We start from the raw sequence: 20,667 nt of genomic DNA, 5'->3' as shown, positions 1-20,667 counted from the left end.
TGCAGGGGAACATGCCTCGCCTCTTCCCCGCTCCGTTGGCTTCTCGCCGCTATAGCGGCTCCCACATTTCCTGGTAGGAAAATTCCATGCACAGACGCTGGATTGCGCTGGCCCTCGCCCTTACCTTCAGTGGCATGACCCAAGCCTACGATCCCCCCAGGACCGCGCCCGCCCCCCATGCCAGCGCCGATGCTTCCGACGAGAACCTCTGGCTCGACGACATCGACGGTGCCAAGCCGCTCGAATGGGTGAAGGAGCGCAACGCCGCCACGGTCTCGAAGTACGCTTCGGACCAGGCGTTCAAGACGCTCGACGCGCGCATCCTCGAAGTCCTCGATTCCGAAGCGAAGATCCCGATGGTCTCGAAGATCGGCGATCACTACTACAACTTCTGGCGCGACAAGCAGCACCCGAAGGGCCTCTGGCGGCGTACGACCCTTGCCGAATACCGCAAGGACAAGCCCGCATGGGAAACCGTGATCGACCTCGACGCGCTGTCCGCGGCCGAGAACGAGAACTGGGTATGGCACGCGGCGCAATGCCTCAAGCCGGACTACCGCCGCTGCCTTGTCTCGCTGTCGCGGGGCGGTGCCGACGCGGACGTGGTGCGCGAGTTCGACCTCACCACCAAGACCTTCCTCAAGGACGGCTTCAGCCTGCCCGAGGCGAAGAGCCAGGTGGCGTGGATGGACGAGGATCATCTCTACGTCGCCACGGACTTCGGCCCCGGCTCGATGACCGATTCGAGCTACCCGCGCATCGTGAAGGAATGGAAGCGCGGCACGCCGTTGTCCAGCGCGAAGACGGTCTATGAAGGCAAGAAGACCGATATGTCGATCTGGGCGTTCCGCGACCGCACGCCCGGGTACGAGCGCGATTTCGTCTCGCGCGCACTGGAGTTCTACAACAGCGAGACCTTCCTGCGCGGCAAGGACGGCAAGCTCACGAAGATCGACGTACCCAACGACGCCGAGACCGATGTCGAGCGCGAATGGCTGCTGATCGAACTGCGCACCGCGTGGACGGTGGGCGGCAAGACGTATCCGTCCGGCTCCCTGCTGGCGGCGAACTTCGACGATTACATGGCGGGCAAGCGCGAGCTGGTCGCGCTGTTCACGCCGGACGAACACACCTCGATGTCCGGTCATTCCTGGACACGCCACCACCTCATCCTCAACGTGATGCGCGACGTGGTGAACGAAGTCCACATCCTCACGCCGGCCGCCAAGGGCGAGTGGAAGAGCGCACCCCTGGGCGATGCGCCGGCGCTCAGCACCATCCAGGCGGTGGGCGTGGACGCCGATGACACGGACGAATACTTCCTCACCGTCTCCGGTTACCTCCAGCCGACCACGCTCTACTACGGCGTGCTCGGCCAGGGCGGCAGGGAGGCGCTGAAGCACAGCCCGGCCTTCTTCGATGCCTCGAAGTACGTGGTGAGCCAGCACTTCGCCACCTCGAAGGACGGCACGAAGGTGCCGTATTTCGAAATCGCGCCGAAGGCGATGAAGACGGACGGCAAGAACCCGACCCTGGTCTACGGCTACGGCGGCTTCGAGATCCCGTTGCAGCCGATGTATTCGGCAGGCGTCGGCCGGGCCTGGCTGGAGAAGGGGGGCGTTTACGTGGTCGCCAACATCCGCGGCGGCGGCGAGTACGGCCCGCGCTGGCACCAGGCGGCGTTGAAGGCCAATCGTCCGCGCGCCTACGAGGACTTCGCGGCGGTGTCGCAGGACCTGATCGACCGCAAGATCACCAGCCCGAAGCACATGGGTATGATGGGCGGCAGCAACGGCGGCCTCCTGGCCGGCAACATGCTGACGAAATACCCGCAGCTGTACGGGGCGGTGGTGAGCCAGGTGGCCCTGCTGGACATGAAGCGCTACACGCACATGTCGGCCGGCGCCTCGTGGATGGCCGAATACGGCGACCCGGACAAGCCGGAGGAATGGAAGTACATCCAGACCTTCTCGCCGTACCAGAACCTGCACAAGGGGACGAAATACCCCCCGGTGCTGTTCACCACCTCCACCCGCGACGACCGGGTGGGGCCGGTCCATGCCCGCAAGATGGCCGCGCGCATGCAGGCCATGGGCTTCGACGCCAGCTTCTACGAGAACATCGAGGGCGGCCATGGGGCGGCGGCGGACAACAAGCAGTCGGCCTTCATGAACGCCCTGGCGTATACCTACCTTTGGGATCATTTGAGGTAGCTTCCGAGACCTTGTAGGAGCCGCTATAGCGGCGAGGGAACTTGCCTCGCCGCTTCATCGCTCCGTGGGCCTGTCGCCGCTATAGCGGCTCCCACAGGGGTCCGGGGTTTCCCCGTGGGTGGGCTGGCCGTATCCTATCCGGCCCGCCTAACCCCTAGAAGAATCAAGGACCCCCCCCCCATGGGACTGCACCTCGTTTCCGCCGGCCGCAACGTGCCGGACGAAATCAACGTCATCATCGAAATCCCGAAGGACGCCGAGCCGGTCAAGTACGAAGTGGAGAAGGAAAGCGGCGCGATCTTCGTCGACCGCATCCTCTCCACCCCGATGCGCTACCCCTGCAACTACGGCTACGTGCCGGGCACGCTGGGTGGCGACGGCGATCCGCTGGATGCCCTGGTGATCCTCCCGCTCTCGCTGGTGCCGGGCTCGGTCATCCGCTGCCATCCGGTCGGCATGCTGAAGATGACCGACGAAGCCGGTGCCGACGAGAAGCTCGTCGTGGTCCCGGTGGAGAAGGTGTTCGCCGGCTATGCGCACATCCGCGACATCAAGCAGGTGTCCGGCCACTGGCTGGAGCGCATCGGCCACTTCTTCGAGCATTACAAGGATCTCGAGAAGGGCAAGTGGGTCAAGGTCGAGGGCTGGGTCGGTGCCGACGAGGCCAAGGCCGAGATCACGGCCGGTATGGCGCGCTACAAGGCCGACAAGTAAACGATGTATTTGTAGGAGCCGCTATAGCGGCGAGGAAACCTTGCGAAGCGCGGCAAGAATCCCTCGCCGCTATAGCGGCTCCTACAGCCGTTTTATCCGCGGCCCAGCAGCGCCCGCAGATCGATGATCGCCGCGTTCGCGCGCGAGATGTAGTTCGCCATCACCAGCGAATGGTTGGCGAAGAAGCCGAACGGCGAGCCGTTCAGGACTATCGGGCTGCCCAGCGACTTCTGCGATTCCTCCAGCTCGCGGATCACCTGCTGCAGGCTCGCGTCCGCGTTCTTGCTGCGCAGGATCGGCGCGAAGTCATGGCGGATCGCCTTCAGCTGTTCCAGCAGGGTCCAGGTATAGCCGCGGGCCTCGTAGAAGTTGTCGTCGATCTTCGACCAGGGCGTCTTCACGTAGATCGCCTTCGCCGGGCCGGCGTTCGCCCCGACGGAAGCGTCCGGCGCGGCGTCCACCTTCAGCTGGCCCACGCTGGCCGACAGCCGTTGCGACAGCGAGCCCAGGCGGGCCGAGACGGTCTGCAGGTAATCGGCAAGATTGTCCGCACGCGCATAGAAATGGGCGTTGCCGTCCGCCGCATCGGACAGCCGTGACAGGTAGTTTGCGAGGTCGTCCACGGCCTTGCCGTATTGCGATTCCGAACTCGGCAGCAGCCAGCGGTCGTTGGGGCTGTTGAGCAGCGGATCCGCCTCGCCGAGGTCCTTGTCCTCGGTGGACTGCGTCTGCGAACGGCTGAAGTCGTTGCGCAGGGCACGGGCAAGGTCGCGCGAAGCCGTCAGCGACCCGAATTCCCAGTTGGGCATGTTGTCCATGAATACGCCGGGCGGCATCTTGTCGTTGCTCAGGTAGCCGCCACGCTTGTCCGTCAGTGTGTCGACCGAGCGGATCAACGTATATGTCGTGACGGCGCCGGTGCTGAGCGGGCGTCCGATGCCCTTCATGTGCGCGGTGGTGACGGCGACCGGATCGAACTGCGCCGGCTCCTTGTCCCACCACCACATGAGGACCAGCACCAGCAGGACCAGGATGGCGATCGGCACGGCGATCGCCAGGCCGAGCGGGTTGCGCCGGCGGCGGGCCGGCGCGGGGGTGGCGGTCGCATTCATGGGGGACTTCCTTCTCGTCGCGAACGTGAGCGCTTAGCTTACCCTGCTCAGTGCGCGGACGGCGTCGCCGTCTCGCCCTTCGCGCCGAGGTTCTCCAGCAGGGTGGCCATGTCCTCGGCGTGCTCCTCTTCCTGCGCCAGGATGTCTTCCATGATGCGGCGCGTGGTCGGGTCGTCGTCGCCGATGTACTGCACGATGGCACGGTAGCTGTCGATGGCGATGCGCTCGGCGACCAGGTCTTCCTTGATCATGTCGACCAGCGTGGTGCCTTCCACGTAATCGGCATGGCTGCGCGAAAGCAGGCCATCGGGGTTGAAGTTGGGCGTGCCGTCGAGCTGGGTGATGCGTTCGGCGATGCGGTCCGCGTGCGCCTGCTCCTCGTTGGCGTGCTCGAGGAATTCGGCCTTGACGCTCTGCGAGTGGATGCCCGGTGCCATGTAGTAGTGGTACTTGTAGCGGAGCACGCAGACCAGTTCCGTGGCGAGCGCCTCGTTGAGCAGCTTGATCACCGTTTCGCGGTCGGCGCGGTATCCGGACGTGACCGCGCCGCTGTCGATGTGTTCGCGGGCGCGCCTGCGGATGTTCTCGATGTCGCTGATGAAGGGCTTGCTGCTGGTCATTGCCGGGTCTCCTCGGAACGGGACGGGGAAGGCCATGACGGTAGGATCTGGGTTGGGAAAACCCGGTGAAGAGGTGCGCGGCCCCTTGGGGGCCTTGAGTCGCTGCCCCCCCCTGCGAAGGCAGGGGCCCAGCGACTCCCGCCGCCCCTCAGGCCTTCCGGTAAACCTCCCCACCCTGCTCGCGGAACTCCAGCGCCTTCCCTTCCATCCCGGCCGCATGATCCCGCACCTCCTGCGTGATCTTCATCGAGCAGAACTTCGGCCCGCACATCGAGCAGAAATGCGCCGACTTGTGCGCGTCCTTCGGCATCGTCTCGTCGTGGAACTCGCGGGCCTTGTCCGGGTCGAGGCCCAGGTTGAACTGGTCGTCCCAGCGAAACTCGAAGCGCGCCTTCGACAGTGCGTTGTCGCGCACCTGGGCGCCGGGATGGCCCTTGGCGAGGTCGGCCGCGTGAGCGGCGATCTTGTACGCGACGATGCCGTCGCGTACATCCTGGCGATTGGGCAGGCCGAGGTGTTCCTTAGGCGTCACGTAGCAGAGCATCGCCGTGCCGAACCAGCCGATCATCGCCGCGCCGATGGCGCTGGTGATGTGGTCGTAACCGGGGGCGATGTCGGTGGTCAGCGGACCCAGCGTATAGAACGGCGCCTCGTGGCATTTCTCCAGCTGGCGCTCCATGTTTTCCTTGATGAGCTGCATGGGCACGTGCCCCGGGCCCTCGATCATGCATTGCACGTCGTGCTTCCACGCCAGCCGGGTGAGCTCGCCCAGCGTGTCGAGTTCGCCGAACTGCGCCGCGTCATTCGCATCGGCGACGCATCCCGGACGAAGACCGTCGCCGAGGCTGAAAGACACGTCGTACGCCTTCATGATCTCGCAGATGTCTTCGAAGTGGGTGTAGAGGAAGTTCTCGCGATGGTGGGCGAGGCACCATTTGGCCATGATCGACCCGCCGCGCGACACGATGCCGGTGACGCGCCTGGCGGTAAGCGGCACGAAGCGCAGCAGCACGCCCGCATGGATGGTGAAGTAATCGATGCCCTGCTCGGCCTGCTCGACCAGCGTGTCGCGGAAGATCTCCCAGGTCAGTTCCTCGGCCACGCCGCCCACCTTCCCCAGCGCCTGGTAGATGGGCACCGTGCCGATCGGCACCGGCGAATTGCGCACGATCCACTCGCGCGTCTCGTGGATGTGCTTGCCGGTGGAGAGATCCATGACGGTGTCGGCGCCCCAGCGGATCGCCCACACGAGTTTTTCGACTTCCTCGGCGATGCCGGAACTCACCGCGCTGTTGCCGATGTTGGCGTTGACCTTGGTAAGGAAGTTGCGGCCGATGATCATCGGCTCCGCTTCCGGGTGGTTGATGTTGGCGGGAATGATGGCGCGACCGCGCGCCACTTCGTCGCGCACGAACGCCGCCGTGATGTGGGCGGGCAGCGCCGCGCCGAACGCTTCGCCAGGATGCTGCGCGCGCAAGGCGGCATCGGCGAGCGCGTCGATCCGCTGGTTCTCGCGGATGGCGATGAACTCCATTTCCGGCGTGACGACGCCACGGCGCGCATAGTGCATCTGGGTGACGTTGGCTCCCGCGCGGGCGCGCAGCGGCAGGCGCGTTCCACCAAAGCGGATGCCGTCCAGCCGCGCATCGTTCGCCCTGCCGCGCCCGAAGCTCGACGACAGGCTGTCCAGCCGCTCCACGTCCCCGCGCTCGGCGATCCAGGCGGCGCGCAGCGCGGGCAGGCCGACGGCGAGGTCCACCGTGTGCGCGGGATCGGTATAGGGGCCGGACGTGTCGTAGACGACGATCGGTGGATTGGCCTCGCCACCGAACAACGTCGGCGTGGCCGATTGCGCGATCTCGCGCATGGGCACGCGCAGGTCGGCGCGGCTGCCGGTCACGTGGACCTTGCGCGAACCGGAGATCGGTGCGGTGACGGACTGGGACAGCTCGCGCGCGGCGCGGGCCAGGTCGGACGGCATGGCATTCATCGGCTTCTCGTTCCTCACGGGGAAGGGAGAAGCGGACGGCGCCGTCACGGGACACGACATGCACGGATGCACGTCGATCGTGGACGAAGCTTCCTACGCCGGTACGGACCGGATCAGGTTCGAAGGGACTCTCTCAGCCCGCGCGTATCGCATGGGCACCCCCGCTTCGCGACCGATTAAAGCACGAAGCGGGCGGACGCGTCAGACGCTGACGTTGCGCGGGGAGTATGCGCGCATGAACATGTCGACCGCGGCCAGGGCGTTGGCCTTCACTTCCTCGGCGAACTGCACGGCGCAGTCCTCGCAGCCGAAGAGGCGGCGGATCAGCAGGTCGCCCTTGAGCAGGGCCAGGAACTGCGTGGTGGCGCGGGAGACGTCGGGGATGTCGAGCTGGCCGCGCGCCGCGGCGCCCTCGAGCAGGCGCTGCATGAGCTTGTGCATGCGCACCGGACCCTCTTCCCAGACCAGGCGGCCGAAGCGCGGGTTGCCGCCGTTATGGCAGTCCGAAAGGATCGCGCGGAACGTGCCCACGGACTCGGTATTGGTTTCCATCGCCGCGTGCCGGCTGGCGATGTTTGTCAGCGTGGCGCGGATATCGGCGCCCTGGCTGAAATCGAAGAGATCGTCGGGAAGGCGTTCCTGCACGTGCGCGCGGATCACCTCGCGAAAGAGGTTGTCCTTGTCACCGAAGTGGCTGTACACGGTGAGCTTGGACACCCCGGCGGACGCCGCGACGGCATCCATGCTGGTACCCGCGAAACCGCCTTGGGTGAAGAGCGCCTTGGCCGCGTCGAGGATGGCCGCGCGCTTCTCCATGTCCTTCGGACGCCCGGGTCCCTGGGTCTTGAGTTTCGGGCTGGCGTTCATGGGTTGCACCTTCACAAACAGAGATTATGACTTTATTATACGCAGCGGTTCAGTTATTTCCAGCAGGGGTGCTGGCCGTCCTGTCTACCTTAGAATGGTAAATGGGGGTGCCAGGGCGGTTCCCCATGGGATCGGGGGCCCGCGCGAAGGGTCGTTCAGGTACCTGAGGCCACCCGGCGCGATGGGGGCATGACTTCCGTCAGCTCCGTCCGGTGACTTCCGGCACTTCGTCCCTGAGCACCGGCACCGCAGCCTTTAGCTATTGGGTAGCGGGTGCTAAGCGCTTATCCTTCAAAATCTTTTTTTGCAGCTTTCGTACGGAATACCAACCATGGCGATGAATTTCGAGCAGGCCCGGCAGAACATGGTCGAGAACCAGGTGCGTCCCTGGGAAGTCCTCGATGCCGACGTCCTCGAGACCCTGAAGAACGTTCGCCGCGAGGATTTCGTCGCGCCGGCCCACCGTAACGTGGCGTTTGCGGACCTTACCCTGCCCCTGGGCCACGGCGAGGTGATGATGAAGCCGGTGATCGAGGGTCGCGTGCTCCAGGCCGTCGCGCTCAACAAGGTCGACGAGGTCCTGGAAATCGGCACCGGTTCCGGTTATCTCACCGCCTGCCTCGCCCGTCTCGCCGGCAAGGTCACCAGCATCGACATGCACGCCGACTTCGTGGAGGCCGCGCGTACGCGCCTCGCCGCCGCCGGCGTGGCCAATGTGTCGCTGGAAACGGCGGAGGCCGTCAACGGCTACACCCCCGCAGGCGTTTTCGACGCCGTCGTGGTCACGGGCGCCGTGCATGTCGTTCCCGAGAAGTTCGTGCGCTGGCTGAAGCCCGGCGGGCGCATGTTCGTGGTACGCGGCGACTCCCCCGCGCAGACCGCGGTCCTGCTGACCCACGAGGGCGACGGCCGCTATCGCGAGGAATCCCTGTTCGAAACGGACCTTCCGTACCTGGCGCACGCCGCGCCGGTGAAGCGCTTCGTCCTCTGACCCACCAGATCCTCCTCACACACAAGGCGAAACCATGCGCTTGAAGCTGCTCACCGTCGCGCTGGCACTGGCTGCGATGCCTTTCGCGAGCCACGCGGAAGACCTGCTCGACGCCTACCGGCAGGCCCGGGCCAACGACCCGGTGTTGTCGCAGGCCGACTCCACCCGTCTCGCCACGGGCGAGGGCGTGGTGCAGGCGCGTGCCCTGCTGCTCCCGCAGATCAATGCCCAGCTCAGCCTCAACCAGAGCGACCCGAACGGGCCGTCGCGTTCGTTCGTCACCGACGCCGCGGGCAATCCGGTGGTCGACGGTGCCGGCAACCCGGTGCTCACCGGCGACGCGGGCCATACCCGCACTCGCGACCTGAGCGCCACGATCAGCCAGAGCGTGCTCGACCTCAGCCGCTACGCCGACCTGAAGGCCGCGAAGTCCTCGTCGCAGGCGCAGGACGCCACGTATGAGGCGGCCTTGCAGCAGCTCACCACCCGCGTGGCCACGGCCTACTTCCAGGTGCTGACCAACGACGACGCGCTCACCTTCGCCAAGGCCAACGAACAGGCGCTCGCCCGCCAGCTCGAGCAGGCCCAGCAGCGCTTCGACGTCGGCCTTTCCGCCATTACCGACGTGCAGGATGCCAAGGCCCAGCACGATACCGCGGTGGCCGCGGTCATCACGGCCGAAAACACCCTGGCCGACGCGCGCGAAGCCCTCACCCAGATCACCGGCAAGCCGGCGGACAACCTGAAGAAGCTGCGCGAGCAGCTGCCGATGGACGCGCCCTCGCCGAACGACCCGAAGGCCTGGGTGGCCGAAGCAGTCAAGAGCAACCCGTCGATCATCGCCTCGCAGTACAACGTCGACTCCGCCGAGCACAGCATCTCCTCGGCGCGCGCCGGCCACCTGCCGACCATCGACGCCACGCTCGGCTACAGCAAGACCACGGCGTGGACCCAGAACGCCGGCACCGCCGCCTCGGCCGGCACGCTCGGGTCCGGCAACAACGGTCGCGGCAACACCACCGTGGGCCTCACGCTCAACGTGCCGATCTTCTCCGGCGGCGCCACGCAATCGCGCGTCCGCCAGTCGATCTACCAGCGCGATGCCGCGCAGGACTCCCTGGAGGCCACGCGCCGGCAGGTCGTCCGCGACACGCTGAACTACTACCGTTCGGTCGTCGCCGGTATCAGCAAGGTCGAGGCGACCAAGGCCGCCGTCGAGTCGTCGGAGAGCGCACGCGACGCGACCCAGGCGGGCTTCGAGGTCGGCACGCGCACCATCGTCGACGTGCTGATCGCGCAGCAGAACCTCACCCAGGCGCTCAGCGACTACTCGCAGGCCCGCCACCAGTTCATCCTCGACAAGCTGCTGCTGAAGCAGACGGCCGGCACGGTGGACGTGAAGGACCTCGAGGCGGTGAACGCGCTGCTGCAGTAACGGACTCCCTGTAGGAGCCGCTATAGCGGCGAGGGGAACCACCTCGCCGCTTCACTGCTCCGTGGGCTTCTCGCCGCTATAGCGGCTCCCACAGCTTTTCTATTCCTGCAAGAGGCGGTCGACGAGTTCCATCACCTTGCCGACCGAGCCGCGCTCGCTGTCGAAGACATGGCGAGCGCGGGCACCCATCGCCTCCCGACGCTCCCGGTCGCGAAGCAGCGACAGCACCTGCTCGCCGAGTTCGTTCTCGTCCTTCACGCGCTGACCGCCGCCCTCGTCGAGCAGTGCCTGGGTGATTTCCTCGAAGTTGAAGGTATGCGGACCGACGAGCACCGGCTTGCACAGCGCAGCCGGCTCCAGCACGTTGTGGCCGCCGATAGGTACGAGGCTGCCGCCCACGAAGGCGACGTCGGCCGACGCGAAGAAGCGCAGGAGTTCGCCCATGGAGTCGATGACGAAGCACTGCGTGGCGTGGCCGGGGGCGCCGTCCGCGCTGCGCGTGGCGACATTGAAGCCGAGACTGCGCACGGAAGCCTCCACGGCCTTGAAGCGTTCCGGATGGCGCGGCGCGATCAGCAGGAGGGCGTCGGGCAGGCGGCGCATGACGTCGAGGTGGGCCTCGAGGACGCACATCTCCTCGCCCTCGTGCGTGCTGGCGGCGATCCAGACGGGACGCCCCTTGCCCCAGGCCTCGCGCATCGCCGTGCCCGCTTCGAGCGCGGCCTGTGGCACCGGCATGTCGAACTTCAGGTTGCCGCAGACGGTGAGCTGGCTGGGTTCGGCGCCGAGCAGGCGGTAGCGCGCGGCGTCGGTGCGCGACTGCGCGGCGATATGGCTCACACAGCGCAGCGCGCGCTTCACCAGCGAACTCATGCGCGCGTAACCGCGCAGCGAGCGCTCGGAGAGACGCGCATTGGCGATGAGCAAGGGAATGCCGTGGCGGCGGCAGGCGAAATAGAGGTTCGGCCAGATCTCGGTTTCCACGATCACGGCGAGCCGTGGACGGGTATTGCGCAGGAAGCGCTTCACGGCGAACGGCAGGTCGTACGGCAGGTAGACGCTATGGACACTGTCGCCGAACAACTGGCGCACGCGCTCCGAGCCGGTGGGGGTCACCGTGGTCACCAGCATCGGCGCCTGCGGGTAGGCCTCCATCAGCGCCTTCACCAGCGGCTCGGCCGCGTTCACCTCGCCCACGGACACCGCATGCACCCACAGGCAACCGGCGAGGCGGGGCTCGCGAAACTGGCCGAAACGCTCGCGCCAGCGCACATGGTAGTCACCGTAACGCATGCCGCGCGCCATCAGGCGGAGCATGACCAGCGGCGTGAACAGGTACATGGCGAGGTTGTAGAGCAGGCGCAGCAGCACGCGGATCCCTGGTATTGCCGGTAGCCCGGCAGTATAGCCGCCCCGCCCGTGGCCATGGCCCGCCGACCCGGCCTGCCGGCCGCTGGCCTGGTGCAGGCTGTCACCGCCAGGTCTTGACGAATCGGCCGACGGAAGGCCGCGCACTCCGCCGACATCCTCCCCGTGAGTGCTCGAGGACCATGGCGCGACCCATCCGGGCCATGCATAGCAAGGGAGAACCATGATTAAGACGATCGGCTTTACCGCTACCGGCCTGCTCGCCATGTCCGCGGCGTTCGCTCACGCCGAAACCGAGATGCCACAAAGCGCGGCACACGCCCCATCGCAGGAAAACGACCTGCCGCGGACGCGGATATATGCCGTACCGCTGCGCGAAACGACGGATAGCGACGGGGCCGCGCCAAGCCTACCCGCTTCCGAACCACCGCTGGATGCTCCCGCTTTTCGCGCCCGCGAATATCGTCCCTTCGCCGCCTTCGAGTACGACGTCACGAACGTTGGACGCCATGGCAGGACGGTATTTGCCTCGATGTGGAAGCATGCCTTGCGCGTCTGCGAAGAGCAGAACGGATATGTCGTCGAGTACCATGCGGGCCACAAGCGCCCCGGCATCGCAGGTCCGGTCGGTGCCATCCGCGAATTTGCCTATGCGACGTGTGCCATCGAGCCAGCTCCCGAGGTAGCGCCCTCCGAAGCCACGCCGGCACCGGTCATAGAGATGCTCGGCAAGGCCCGCGGGGGTAGTGACGAGGACGAACTCGTTGTGGTTTCGGGGATGGGAAAGCGACAGGCCTATGAAGCTGCGCGAGACCTGGCCTACCGGACTTGCGTCGATCGCGATCGACGCGTCGATCGCATGAGCGTGGGCTTCAAGGACAACCGACGGGAAAGAGTACGCATCCGCTTCGCCTGTTCCACGCACGCCTTCGGCGCTTGGCAAGGTTAGTGTAGCGACCGACCAGCCACGGACGCTTGAGGCGAAGATACCGCTTCACGGCCAGCGACAGGCCGTAAGGCAGCATGGCGGCCCCATTCGTTACAATGCGCGGCCATGCCCGGTATGCCCCGCCCCGAACTCACCCGCACCCTGCTCGCGCCGCGCCACTGGCCGGCCTGGCTGGGCGTCGCCTTCATCTGGCTGATTGCCCGCCTGCCCTTCCGCCTGCTGATGCGCCTGGGCCGCCTGGCCGGACGGCTGGCCCTGCACCTGAACCCGGAACGGCGACGCGTGGCGGCGACCAATATCGGCCTGTGCTTCCCCGAGCTGGATGCCGCCGCGCAGAGGGCCCTGGTGCGCGCCAACCTCTGCGACGTCGGCATGATGCTGGCCGAGTTCGCGCTGGGCTGGATGGGCTCGGACCGGGCGATCGCGCGGGTACCGGTCACCGTCGAGGGGCTCGAGCACCTCGAAGCCGCCCGCAAGGCCGGGCGCGGCGTCCTCCTCGTCGGCGGCCATTTCTCGCACCTGGAACTCTGTGCCCGGCTGGTGTCCCAACGGATCCGCATCGCCGGCATGTACCGGCGGATGGATTCGGAGGTATTCGAGTTCGCGGTGCTGCGTTCCCGGCTGCATTACGCGGATGCGATGTTCGAGAAGGACGATATCCGTGGCACGGTGAAGTACCTGAAATCCGGCGGCACGCTCTGGTACGCCCCCGACCAGGACATGCGCAGCAAGGACAATGTCTTCGTGCCGTTCTTCGGCGTGCAGGCGGCCACCATCACCGCCACGCACCACCTTGCGCGCCTCTCCGGTGCCCTGGTCGTCCCTTTCTACCATCGCCGCCTCCCCGGCGATGCCGGTTACGCGATGCGCCTTGGCGCGCCGATGGACGATTTCCCCAGCAAGGACGCGGCCCTGGACACGGCACGGGTGAACGCGCAGATAGAGCAGATGGTCCGCGAGGCACCCGAGCAATACCTTTGGGTGCACAAGCGCTTCAAGACCCGGCCGCCAGGCGAGCCGAAGGTTTACTGAAACCTGGGGCATGCGGCTCCGGCCAGTCGCGTGCATGTGGGAGCCGGCCGGCGTCTCGCGAGTGCCCATCGCCGCTGAAGCGGCTCCCACACGAAGCCCGACAGCTTGCACGAGAACAGGGAATCTCCCACAAGGACGCCCACTCCGAAGAGGGGCAGGTGTGGATCCTTCGACTTTCCCTGACCTTTCGGTAATCCAAACGCCGACAGAACGACGATCGGCGTGTCCGGCATCATGAAAGTTCCGGGAAAAAGGGCGCACGTAGAACGTGCGTCATCGTCACGAAACGGACCTTCATCATGCCATCGATCCTGCGTTTCATGCGCTCGCTGAGCGGGCGTGCCGGTTGGCACAGCACGCGCGTGCGCGGCATCGCCGCCATGCTTACCTATATCGGCAGGTGTCTCGCGCGCTGGCGCGAACACGATGCGTGGCTGGCCTTTCTCGAGTCGCCGGCGATGGCGGGTATCGCGTCGATCGATCGTGTACTGCCGGAACGCTACCAGCATCGTTACATCAATCTGGGATGGAGCCGGCCGAAGCGGTTGCAGGCCCTGCGCGATCACTACGACTTCGCGCTCGCGCGCTTTCCGCGCCCCCTCTTCCACATGCTTTATCGCGAACGCCAGGTGCTCCTCGGCAAGCTGCGACTACGCGACGGGGAGGATCTCTCGCTCATCCTGAAGGCGCCGTTCCGCCGCAGCCGAGAGGGCGAGATGAGCATCTCGCTCACCGACGCGAATGGCCTGCAGATATCGTACGCCACCATCGCCTTCGTCGACGGCGGCCGCACGATCGTGGTCGGCTGCCTCCAAGGCGCCGCGAACAACGCGGGACGCGACGCGGTGCGCGAGCTCACGCGGCAGTGCCATGGCCTGCGACCGAAAAACCTCCTGCTATCGATCGTCCGTGCGCTGGCCGGCGCGTTCGACATCGAACGGGTCCTCGGCATCGGCAATGCCGCCCACGTCTTCGCGGGCATCCCGAACAAGGTCAAGGCCGATTACGACGCGTTCTGGATGGAAGCCGGCGGCGTTCCCCAGGAAGACGGCTTCTACGAACTTCCTCCACGCGACCCCGAGCGCCATGCGTCGGAGATCGAAAGCAAGCGTCGCGCCGAGTTCCGTCGCCGCGAAGCCCTGCGCGGTGCGGCCTGCGAGCGGGTCGTCGCCGCGTTCGTCCCCGAACGGGCGCCGATGGCCCTGGCCGCCTGAGCGGTGCCAGATGGAGATGGCCGTTTCCTGGTCTGGCTCAATGGCTTCGCCGAGCCGCTCCGCGTGAGCGACGCGTACCGTCATCGTTTCCGCGCGATGTAACGGCGAAGCCTGCGAATCAGTCCTTACCGTGTTCGCCCTCGAACGGACGGCGACGGCCCTCGTCGCTTGAGCGGCGAAGCTCGTAGAGCTTGGCGTACTTCAGGAACGCATAGAACGCATGCACGCGGGCGGCGACGAAACCCGCCCAGCCGCCGCGCCAGTGGCCGCGCCAGAAGTAATAACGCGCGAAGGCGATCGTCGGGTAGAAGACCATCCGCGCGCGGAGGAAGCGCGGCACGCGTGTGTGGCGATCGCGCACCTGCAACGACGAATAGCGGTTGGCCTTGTCCACGCGACCTTCGATGTCGCGTTCGCCGTAGTGGTCGATGACGGCATCCAGGCGACGCACCGGTCCGTCGACGACGATGCTTTCGTGCACCTCGTGCCCGCTCATGCGGGCGCGCGTGCGGTCGAACAGGCGCACGTAATGGTTCAATCGCGCGCGTTCCGGCTGCCAGCGCCAGAACACCCATTCGCGGCGCAACAGCACGTAGCCCGCCGCCTCCGGCGACTCGAGCGCGACGCGAATGCGTTCGGCCGCGGAAGGCGTCAGCGCCTCGTCCGAATCCAGCAGCAGCACCCAGCGATATCGGGCGAGATCGATCGCCGCCTGCTTCTGCGCGCTGTAGCCCGCGAAAGGCCGCACTTCCACCCGCGCGCCGAGCCGCGCGGCGATATCGCGCGTCGCATCAGTGGAGCCCGAGTCGAGCACGACGATGTCGTCGGCGAACGCGACCGAGCCGAGGCAGGTGCCGATCGTCTCCGCGTTGTCGAAGGTGGTGACGACGACGGAGAGCGGTTCACGTGCCACGTCGGACCTCCCTGTCGTCCGGCAGGTCGGCGAACAGGGCGGCCGCCCAGACCGAAAACAGCCACGCCGCCAGCAACCCCCACCACGCCGAATAGAAGGCCATGTGGGTGTTCAGCGGGAACAGGATCGCCACCAGGGCGACGGTGGGAGGAAACGCTCGCGCACGGGCGACGGCGCCCGCCCGCCACCATGTGCGGACGGCGAACACCGCGGCCGCGAGCCAGGCCAGCAGGCCGATCGTGCCGGTTTCCGTGGCCACCTCGAGCACCACCTGGTGCGCGTGGCAGGCGCCCTCGCCTTCCCCGCATTTTTCGATGGTGAGGAAGTGGTCGCCCGGCGCGGCCATGGACGGATAGGCGACGCGGAAACCACGCACGCCCACGCCGTTCACCGGATGCGTCGCATACAGGCGCAAGGCGGTGGTCCAGATGTCGAGCCGTCCGGTCAGCGCGGTGTCCACGCCGGCGGCCGTGCCGGAGAGGGCCGGCACGGTATGGGCCACGCGGTCGCGGAAGCGGGGCGAGACCTGCCAGGCCAGTGCCGCCGCCATCGTCACCGCCAGCGCGGCGCCGGCGCAGGCCACCGCGAAGCGCCGGGGCGACCCGGCTTCCCGCCAGAGGAAGGCGACGGCCACCAGCGCATAGCAAAGCCAGGACGCACGCGACCCGGACAGCAGGACGGGACCCAGCGCCAGGAGAAATGCGAGCACCAGGCCACGCCTCCCCCAACGCTCCCGCGCGGCCCACAAGAGGAACGGTGCCAGCGCGGACAATGCCGGCCCGAGCTTGAGGTTCGTCGCACCGAAGATGCCCGAAAGCCGCTCGGGATCCGACGCACCGGCCAGGCCATAGCCTGTCAGCGCCTGGACCCAGGCATCGGCGACCCACACGGCGACCACGGCGGCGGTGGCGACGTAGAGCGCACGGACCTTGCCCGGCCGGCGCATCGCGAAGCAGGTATAGATGCCCAGGGGCGCGAAACGCAGGATGCCGGCCACGGTGCCCCAGCTCTTACCCGGCGCGACCGCGTCGACGGCGGAGACGAGCGCCGCGCCCGCGTATGCGGCGAACAGCCAGAGGAACAGTTTCGCCCCGGGATGATGGCGCAAGGCCGCGGGCTCGCGCACCAGCAGCAGGACGCAGCCCACCAGGGCAAGGAAGACACCGAGTTCGGCGCTGCGGCCGAAAGGCAGCAGAGCGGGCACCAGCCAGACGGGAAGCAGCGGCGAGGCGAGGCCTGCCCGGATCGCCGCGCCGGGGCCGCGCCCGCTCACGCCGCGGGTACGCCCTGCACCACCTCGGCATAGAGCGCCAGCGTGGCGGACTGCATGTCGGCCAGCCGGTAGCTGCGCGGTGGCGGGATGGGCGGCGCGAAGCGAAGCAGTTCGGCGGCGCGCTCGACCAGTTTCTCGCGGTCGCCCAGCGGGACGCGACCTGCGGGGTAGAGCTCGGCCAGCAGTTCGCCGACGCCGCCATGGGCGTAACCCATCACGGGGCGGCACAGCGCCAGGGCTTCCACCACGGTACGACCGAAGGATTCCGGACGCCGGGACAGCTGCAGGACCAGCGCGGACATGGCGTAGACGTCGCGCACGTCGGCGCGCTGGGGCGAGATCACCACCTTGTCGTCCAGACCGCGCTGGTGGACCAGCGCGCGCAGTTCCGCGATATAGGACTCGCGACCCGGCTCGTCCGCGCCCAGGAGCATCAGGCGCGCGTCGATGTCGCGCCGGTCGAGATCGGCGAGGAGTTCGATGGCGTCCGCGTGACCCTTCAGCCGCGTGCCGCGCCCCGGCAGGGTGAGCAGGGGCGCCCCGGCCAGCTGCGGGTATTGCTCGAAGAAGGCCCGCTGCCAGCTGTCGTCGGGGCGGTAACCGTAGGGGAAGGCATCGGTGTCGATGCCGCGCGGGACGACCGCGATGCGCGCGGTGTCCACCTCACGCGGGTAATGACGTAGCACGTAATCGCGCAGGGTCTGCGAGACCACGATCACCCGCTCGCCGCGCATGAGGATGGCGCTGTAGCGTCCGGGCGTGTTCAGGCCGTGCACCGTGGTGACGAAGTGCGGCCGCGGCTTGAGGCCACGCATGGCCCACCAGCCCACCCACGCCGGCAGGCGCGAGCGGGCGTGGACGATGTCCGGCTGCACGTCGCGCAGCAGGTCGCGCAGCTTGCCTACCGTGAAGAGCGTGGCGAGCGACTTCCTGCCGATCGGCAAGGTGACGTGACGGCTGCCCTCGGCCTCCAGTTGTTCGACCATCCGCCCGCCGGCCGACACGACGATCGAACGATGCCCGGCCTGGACCAGGGCCCGCGCGATTTCGAGGGTCGAGCGCTCGGCACCGCCCGAATGCAGGGCGGGAATCAGTTGTACGACGGTCATCGTCCGGTGGGCGGAGACGGTGGCCATGGGTCGGTCCGATGGGAGGGAGGTGCGAAGGCCATGCACGAAACATGCCCCGTGAGGCTGATCAGTCTTTCAGGACGTAATTCGCACCGCAATAAGGACACTTCGAGGTGCCGCCGTCGTCTTCGATGGGCAGGTAGACCTTCGGGTGCGAATTCCACAGGTACATGCCCGGCATCGGGCAGGACAGCGGCAGGTCGGCACGCGTGACGTCGTAGCGGTTTTCGGCGTTCGCCGGGATCAGCGGCGCGGCCGCGGGATTGGGGCGCATGGGGAAACTCCGGCGATGCGGTGGAGCAGGCGATGGTAGCAAAAAAGAAAACCCGCGCCGTCGCCGGCGCGGGTCTGGAAGGCCTTACGGATCGCTTCCGGGCTTACTTCTTTTCCGCCGAGGCGTCGTGGGCTTCGGTGGTGATGCGGATCTTGATCTCGTCCGAGACGTTCGGCACGTACGCGCCCACGCCGAAGTCGGAGCGCTTGATCGTGGCGGTGGCGTCGAAGCCGATGGTCTGCGCCTTCATCATCGGATGCGGGCCGACCTTGTTCAGGGTCACGTCGAGCGTCACCGGCTTGGTCACGCCGTGCACGGTGAGGTCGCCCGTCACCTTCAGCTTGCCCTTGCCGGCCGGGGTCACCTTCGTGCTCTTGAAGGTCACGTTGGGGTACTTGGCGGCATCGAAGAAGTCGGACGACTTGAGGTGCTCGTCGAGCTTGGGCACGAAGGTGTCCAGACCGGACAGCGGGAGGGTCGCTTCGACGGTGGCCTTGGACGGGTCTTTTTCGTCGTAGACCAGCGTGCCGTCGACCTGGCCGAGGTTGGCCGTGGGGTTGGAGAACCCGAAGTGGTTCCAGCTGAACAGGACCATCGTGTGGCCCGGATCGAGCTTGTAGGTGACCGGCGCGGCGACAGCGGTGCCGGCAGTGGCGACGAGACCGGCGAGGACGAGATAACGGAGGACGCGCATGGTGTATCTCCTGCAGTGAGTGGTGGCGGCAATGGGAGCGGGACCGTGCGGGTCACCGCGGAAGAAGCGGTCAGGCGATCTGTGCGGCTTCGTCGAAATCCAGGCGGGGCTGGCGCTCGAACAGATTCTTGCCTGGGTCGCCGTAGCCGATGTTGACGAGGAAGTTGGACTTCACCTGGGTGCCCGCGAAGAACTCGGCGTCGACACCGGCCTGGTCGAAGCCGGACATGGGACCGCAGTCGAGCCCCAGGGCACGGGCGGCCATGATGAGGTAGGCGCCCTGCAGCGACCCGTTGCGGACGCCGGTGGACTGGATCAGTGTCTCGTTGCCGACGAACCAGCTGCGCGCGTCCGCGTGGGTGAACAGCTTCGGCAGCTTCTCGTAGAAGGCGAAGTCCGTGGCCACGATGGCCGTGACGGGCGCCTGCATCGTCTTCTCGAGGTTACCCTCGGAAAGGAACGGCTTGAGACGCTGCTTCGCGTCCGGCGACTTCACGAAGACCAGGCGCATGGGCGAGGAGTTGGCCGAGGTGGGTCCGAACTTGGCGAGTTCGTAGATGCGGTGGATCTGCTCGTCGGTCACTTCCTTCGGCAGCCACCCGTTATAGGTGCGAGCGGTACGGAAGAGCTGGTCGAGCGCGGCATCGGGCAACGGGGAACTCATGGATATCCTTGTAAAGTGACGGTGCGCCGGTATCCCGGCATCCTGACAGTGTAAGCGCCACGACGCGGTTCGTGGATCGGCAGCCAGGGAACGAACTGTGCCGAAATCGATAACAATCGAGTCCATCGGCGCGTTGCCCCGCGAGGCGTGCTGGGTGCTGACCGACGGCGCCGCGGGCAACCGGCGCCAGGCCCTGGCCCTGGCCGAGGCGCTCACGCCGTCGATCCGGGAGATCGTGGTGAGCCTCCGCCCGCCATGGTCTTGGTTCGCTCCGCGAACAATACCCGGTGCCCGGCTGGCCCTGGGCCGACAGGAGGAAAACCTCCTTCCGCCCTGGCCGGCGCTCGCGATCGGCTGCGGACGCCAGGCCGCCTGGGCCACGCGGCAGATCCGCCGCTGGTCGGCCGGGGCCTGCCTGGCCGTGCAGATCCTGGACCCGCGGATCGATCCGTCGCACTGGGACCTGGTGGTGGCGCCAAAGCACGACGGCCTGCATGGCGACAACGTGCTCAATCCCCTGGGCTCCCTGAACCCGATCGACGATGGCTGGCTTGCCGACGGCCGGGACGCCTTCGCCCCCTTCGCCGCCCTTCCGGGACCGCGGCTCGGCGTGCTCGTCGGCGGGGCGCGGCGGGGGACGCCGTTCGACGCCGCCGCGAGCGACGCCTTCCTCGCCGCCGTGCGCGCACGGCATGCCGTGGATGGCGGCTCGGTGCTGGTCGCCGCCTCGCGGCGCACGCCGGACTCGATCCTGCCGCGCATCCGCGAGGCGTTCGCGGGCCTGCCCGGCGTGGTGTGGACGGGCAGCGCGGATGGCCCGAATCCCTACCCCGGCATCCTTGGCTGGGCGGACCGGCTCATCGTCACACCGGATTCGGTGAACATGCTTTCCGAGGCGTGCGCAACGGGGCGGCCCGTGCATACGTTCGCGCCGGTGCCGTTGCGGGGGAAGCTGGGGCGGTTCCATGCGGAGTTGCGTGCGGCGGGCTTGCTGCATGATATCGATGCCATCACGCTCGAAGCGCAGCTGCCTCTCCGCGAAACAGATTCGATCGCCGTGGAAGTCCGCAAGCATCTGGGGCTGTTGTAGGAGCCGCTATAGCGGCGATTCGATCGCCGTGGAAGTCCGCAAGCATCTGGGGCTGTTGTAGGAGCCGCTATAGCGGCGAGGGGAATGCACCTTGCCTCTTCATCGCCCCGTGGGCTTCTCGCCG

19 protein-coding genes and 1 riboswitch are annotated in these 20,667 nt (G+C 67.0%); of the genes, 8 read left to right on the top strand and 11 right to left on the bottom strand.

Going from position 1 to position 20,667, the window contains the following annotated elements; all coding sequences use genetic code 11:
- Positions 1-134: 134 nt before the first annotated feature.
- Positions 135-2,213 carry a prolyl oligopeptidase family serine peptidase gene (locus HBF32_RS18985; protein ID WP_240148076.1) on the top strand — a complete coding sequence of 693 codons (2,079 nt, stop codon included), beginning with the start codon at positions 135-137 and terminating at the stop codon, positions 2,211-2,213.
- A 180-nt stretch (positions 2,214-2,393) separates the two neighbouring features.
- Entirely contained in the window at positions 2,394-2,927 is a 534-nt protein-coding gene (gene ppa, locus HBF32_RS18980) for an inorganic diphosphatase (RefSeq protein WP_166701377.1), read from the top strand.
- 92 nt (positions 2,928-3,019) lie between these two features.
- On the opposite strand, the gene HBF32_RS18975 is transcribed toward ppa, so the two are convergent.
- From HBF32_RS18975 to HBF32_RS18960, 4 genes are all read right to left on the bottom strand, one after another.
- Positions 3,020-4,039, bottom strand: coding sequence for a DUF2333 family protein (locus tag HBF32_RS18975; protein ID WP_166701376.1), 1,020 nt, complete (start codon positions 4,037-4,039; stop codon positions 3,020-3,022).
- Positions 4,040-4,086: 47 nt separating this feature from the next.
- Positions 4,087-4,659 (bottom strand): ferritin-like domain-containing protein, encoded by a 573-nt coding sequence (locus HBF32_RS18970; RefSeq protein ID WP_166701375.1) that lies wholly within the window; start codon positions 4,657-4,659, stop codon positions 4,087-4,089.
- A 148-nt stretch (positions 4,660-4,807) separates the two neighbouring features.
- On the bottom strand, positions 4,808-6,649 hold the full coding sequence (thiC, locus tag HBF32_RS18965) for a phosphomethylpyrimidine synthase ThiC (protein WP_166701374.1): 1,842 nt from the start codon (positions 6,647-6,649) through the stop codon (positions 4,808-4,810).
- A 73-nt stretch (positions 6,650-6,722) separates the two neighbouring features.
- Positions 6,723-6,822: riboswitch (TPP riboswitch) on the bottom strand.
- A 28-nt stretch (positions 6,823-6,850) separates the two neighbouring features.
- Positions 6,851-7,516, bottom strand: a complete 666-nt coding sequence (locus HBF32_RS18960; RefSeq protein ID WP_166701373.1) for a TetR/AcrR family transcriptional regulator — start codon at positions 7,514-7,516, stop codon at positions 6,851-6,853.
- 331 nt (positions 7,517-7,847) lie between these two features.
- Here HBF32_RS18960 and HBF32_RS18955 point away from each other — a divergent pair, with 331 nt between their 5' ends.
- Both HBF32_RS18955 and HBF32_RS18950 read left to right on the top strand, forming a co-directional pair.
- Positions 7,848-8,507 carry a protein-L-isoaspartate O-methyltransferase family protein gene (locus tag HBF32_RS18955; RefSeq protein WP_166701372.1) on the top strand — a complete coding sequence of 220 codons (660 nt, stop codon included), beginning with the start codon at positions 7,848-7,850 and terminating at the stop codon, positions 8,505-8,507.
- A gap of 34 nt (positions 8,508-8,541) precedes the next feature.
- Positions 8,542-9,942, top strand: coding sequence for a TolC family outer membrane protein (locus tag HBF32_RS18950; RefSeq protein ID WP_166701371.1), 1,401 nt, complete (start codon positions 8,542-8,544; stop codon positions 9,940-9,942).
- Positions 9,943-10,041: 99 nt separating this feature from the next.
- Here HBF32_RS18950 and waaA read toward each other — a convergent pair whose 3' ends face one another.
- Positions 10,042-11,307 (bottom strand): lipid IV(A) 3-deoxy-D-manno-octulosonic acid transferase, encoded by a 1,266-nt coding sequence (gene waaA / locus HBF32_RS18945; protein ID WP_166701400.1) that lies wholly within the window; start codon positions 11,305-11,307, stop codon positions 10,042-10,044.
- Between the two features lie 268 nt (positions 11,308-11,575).
- On the opposite strand from waaA, the gene HBF32_RS18940 reads away from it, so the two are divergent.
- The 3 genes from HBF32_RS18940 (at position 11,576) to HBF32_RS18930 (ending at position 14,505) form a co-directional block, all read left to right on the top strand.
- Positions 11,576-12,259, top strand: coding sequence for a hypothetical protein (locus HBF32_RS18940; RefSeq protein ID WP_205287775.1), 684 nt, complete (start codon positions 11,576-11,578; stop codon positions 12,257-12,259).
- A gap of 105 nt (positions 12,260-12,364) precedes the next feature.
- Positions 12,365-13,291 carry an LpxL/LpxP family Kdo(2)-lipid IV(A) lauroyl/palmitoleoyl acyltransferase gene (gene lpxL, locus HBF32_RS18935; protein ID WP_240148073.1) on the top strand — a complete coding sequence of 309 codons (927 nt, stop codon included), beginning with the start codon at positions 12,365-12,367 and terminating at the stop codon, positions 13,289-13,291.
- 299 nt (positions 13,292-13,590) lie between these two features.
- Positions 13,591-14,505: a VirK/YbjX family protein gene (locus tag HBF32_RS18930; RefSeq protein ID WP_166701369.1), complete on the top strand. Its 915-nt coding sequence runs from the start codon at positions 13,591-13,593 to the stop codon at positions 14,503-14,505.
- 118 nt (positions 14,506-14,623) lie between these two features.
- On the opposite strand, the gene HBF32_RS18925 is transcribed toward HBF32_RS18930, so the two are convergent.
- The 6 genes from HBF32_RS18925 to HBF32_RS18900 all read right to left on the bottom strand — a co-directional run bounded on the left by HBF32_RS18925 (position 14,624) and on the right by HBF32_RS18900 (position 19,453).
- On the bottom strand, positions 14,624-15,418 hold the full coding sequence (locus HBF32_RS18925) for a glycosyltransferase (protein ID WP_166701368.1): 795 nt from the start codon (positions 15,416-15,418) through the stop codon (positions 14,624-14,626).
- Positions 15,408-16,691, bottom strand: coding sequence for an O-antigen ligase family protein (locus tag HBF32_RS18920; RefSeq protein ID WP_166701367.1), 1,284 nt, complete (start codon positions 16,689-16,691; stop codon positions 15,408-15,410). Before HBF32_RS18920 ends, HBF32_RS18925 begins: the two co-directional genes overlap by 11 nt.
- Entirely contained in the window at positions 16,688-17,827 is a 1,140-nt protein-coding gene (locus HBF32_RS18915; RefSeq protein ID WP_166701366.1) for a glycosyltransferase, read from the bottom strand. Before HBF32_RS18915 ends, HBF32_RS18920 begins: the two co-directional genes overlap by 4 nt.
- 61 nt (positions 17,828-17,888) lie before the next feature.
- On the bottom strand, positions 17,889-18,095 hold the full coding sequence (locus tag HBF32_RS18910) for a zinc-finger domain-containing protein (RefSeq protein ID WP_166701365.1): 207 nt from the start codon (positions 18,093-18,095) through the stop codon (positions 17,889-17,891).
- Between the two features lie 103 nt (positions 18,096-18,198).
- Positions 18,199-18,789 carry a YceI family protein gene (locus HBF32_RS18905; RefSeq protein ID WP_166701364.1) on the bottom strand — a complete coding sequence of 197 codons (591 nt, stop codon included), beginning with the start codon at positions 18,787-18,789 and terminating at the stop codon, positions 18,199-18,201.
- Positions 18,790-18,859: 70 nt separating this feature from the next.
- On the bottom strand, positions 18,860-19,453 hold the full coding sequence (locus HBF32_RS18900; protein ID WP_166701363.1) for a malonic semialdehyde reductase: 594 nt from the start codon (positions 19,451-19,453) through the stop codon (positions 18,860-18,862).
- 97 nt (positions 19,454-19,550) lie between these two features.
- Here HBF32_RS18900 and HBF32_RS18895 point away from each other — a divergent pair, with 97 nt between their 5' ends.
- Complete coding sequence (locus tag HBF32_RS18895) at positions 19,551-20,543, top strand: mitochondrial fission ELM1 family protein (protein WP_338039835.1); 993 nt, start codon at positions 19,551-19,553, stop codon at positions 20,541-20,543.
- The last annotated feature ends 124 nt before the right edge of the window (positions 20,544-20,667 follow it).

Origin of the sequence: Luteibacter yeojuensis, from assembly GCF_011742875.1 — a bacterium.
In the GTDB taxonomy this organism is placed as follows: Bacteria; Pseudomonadota; Gammaproteobacteria; order Xanthomonadales; family Rhodanobacteraceae; genus Luteibacter; species Luteibacter yeojuensis.
Note: the sequence above shows the minus strand (reverse complement) of the source record. Positions and strands in the feature narration are given on the sequence as shown.

Excerpts from the sequence above, each read along its gene's own strand:
- HBF32_RS18975 (WP_166701376.1), bottom strand. The coding sequence starts at position 4,039 with ATGAATGCGACCGCCACCCCCGCGCCGGCCCGCCGCCGGCGCAACCCG.
- lpxL (WP_240148073.1), top strand. The coding sequence starts at position 12,365 with ATGCCCGGTATGCCCCGCCCCGAACTCACCCGCACCCTGCTCGCGCCG.
- HBF32_RS18915 (WP_166701366.1), bottom strand. The coding sequence starts at position 17,827 with ATGGCCACCGTCTCCGCCCACCGGACGATGACCGTCGTACAACTGATT.
- thiC (WP_166701374.1), bottom strand. The coding sequence starts at position 6,649 with ATGAATGCCATGCCGTCCGACCTGGCCCGCGCCGCGCGCGAGCTGTCC.
- ppa (WP_166701377.1), top strand. The coding sequence starts at position 2,394 with ATGGGACTGCACCTCGTTTCCGCCGGCCGCAACGTGCCGGACGAAATC.
- HBF32_RS18960 (WP_166701373.1), bottom strand. The coding sequence starts at position 7,516 with ATGAACGCCAGCCCGAAACTCAAGACCCAGGGACCCGGGCGTCCGAAG.
- HBF32_RS18955 (WP_166701372.1), top strand. The coding sequence starts at position 7,848 with ATGGCGATGAATTTCGAGCAGGCCCGGCAGAACATGGTCGAGAACCAG.
- HBF32_RS18940 (WP_205287775.1), top strand. The coding sequence starts at position 11,576 with ATGTCCGCGGCGTTCGCTCACGCCGAAACCGAGATGCCACAAAGCGCG.
- HBF32_RS18950 (WP_166701371.1), top strand. The coding sequence starts at position 8,542 with ATGCGCTTGAAGCTGCTCACCGTCGCGCTGGCACTGGCTGCGATGCCT.
- HBF32_RS18970 (WP_166701375.1), bottom strand. The coding sequence starts at position 4,659 with ATGACCAGCAGCAAGCCCTTCATCAGCGACATCGAGAACATCCGCAGG.
- HBF32_RS18900 (WP_166701363.1), bottom strand. The coding sequence starts at position 19,453 with ATGAGTTCCCCGTTGCCCGATGCCGCGCTCGACCAGCTCTTCCGTACC.
- HBF32_RS18910 (WP_166701365.1), bottom strand. The coding sequence starts at position 18,095 with ATGCGCCCCAATCCCGCGGCCGCGCCGCTGATCCCGGCGAACGCCGAA.
- HBF32_RS18905 (WP_166701364.1), bottom strand. The coding sequence starts at position 18,789 with ATGCGCGTCCTCCGTTATCTCGTCCTCGCCGGTCTCGTCGCCACTGCC.
- HBF32_RS18985 (WP_240148076.1), top strand. The coding sequence starts at position 135 with ATGACCCAAGCCTACGATCCCCCCAGGACCGCGCCCGCCCCCCATGCC.
- HBF32_RS18930 (WP_166701369.1), top strand. The coding sequence starts at position 13,591 with ATGCCATCGATCCTGCGTTTCATGCGCTCGCTGAGCGGGCGTGCCGGT.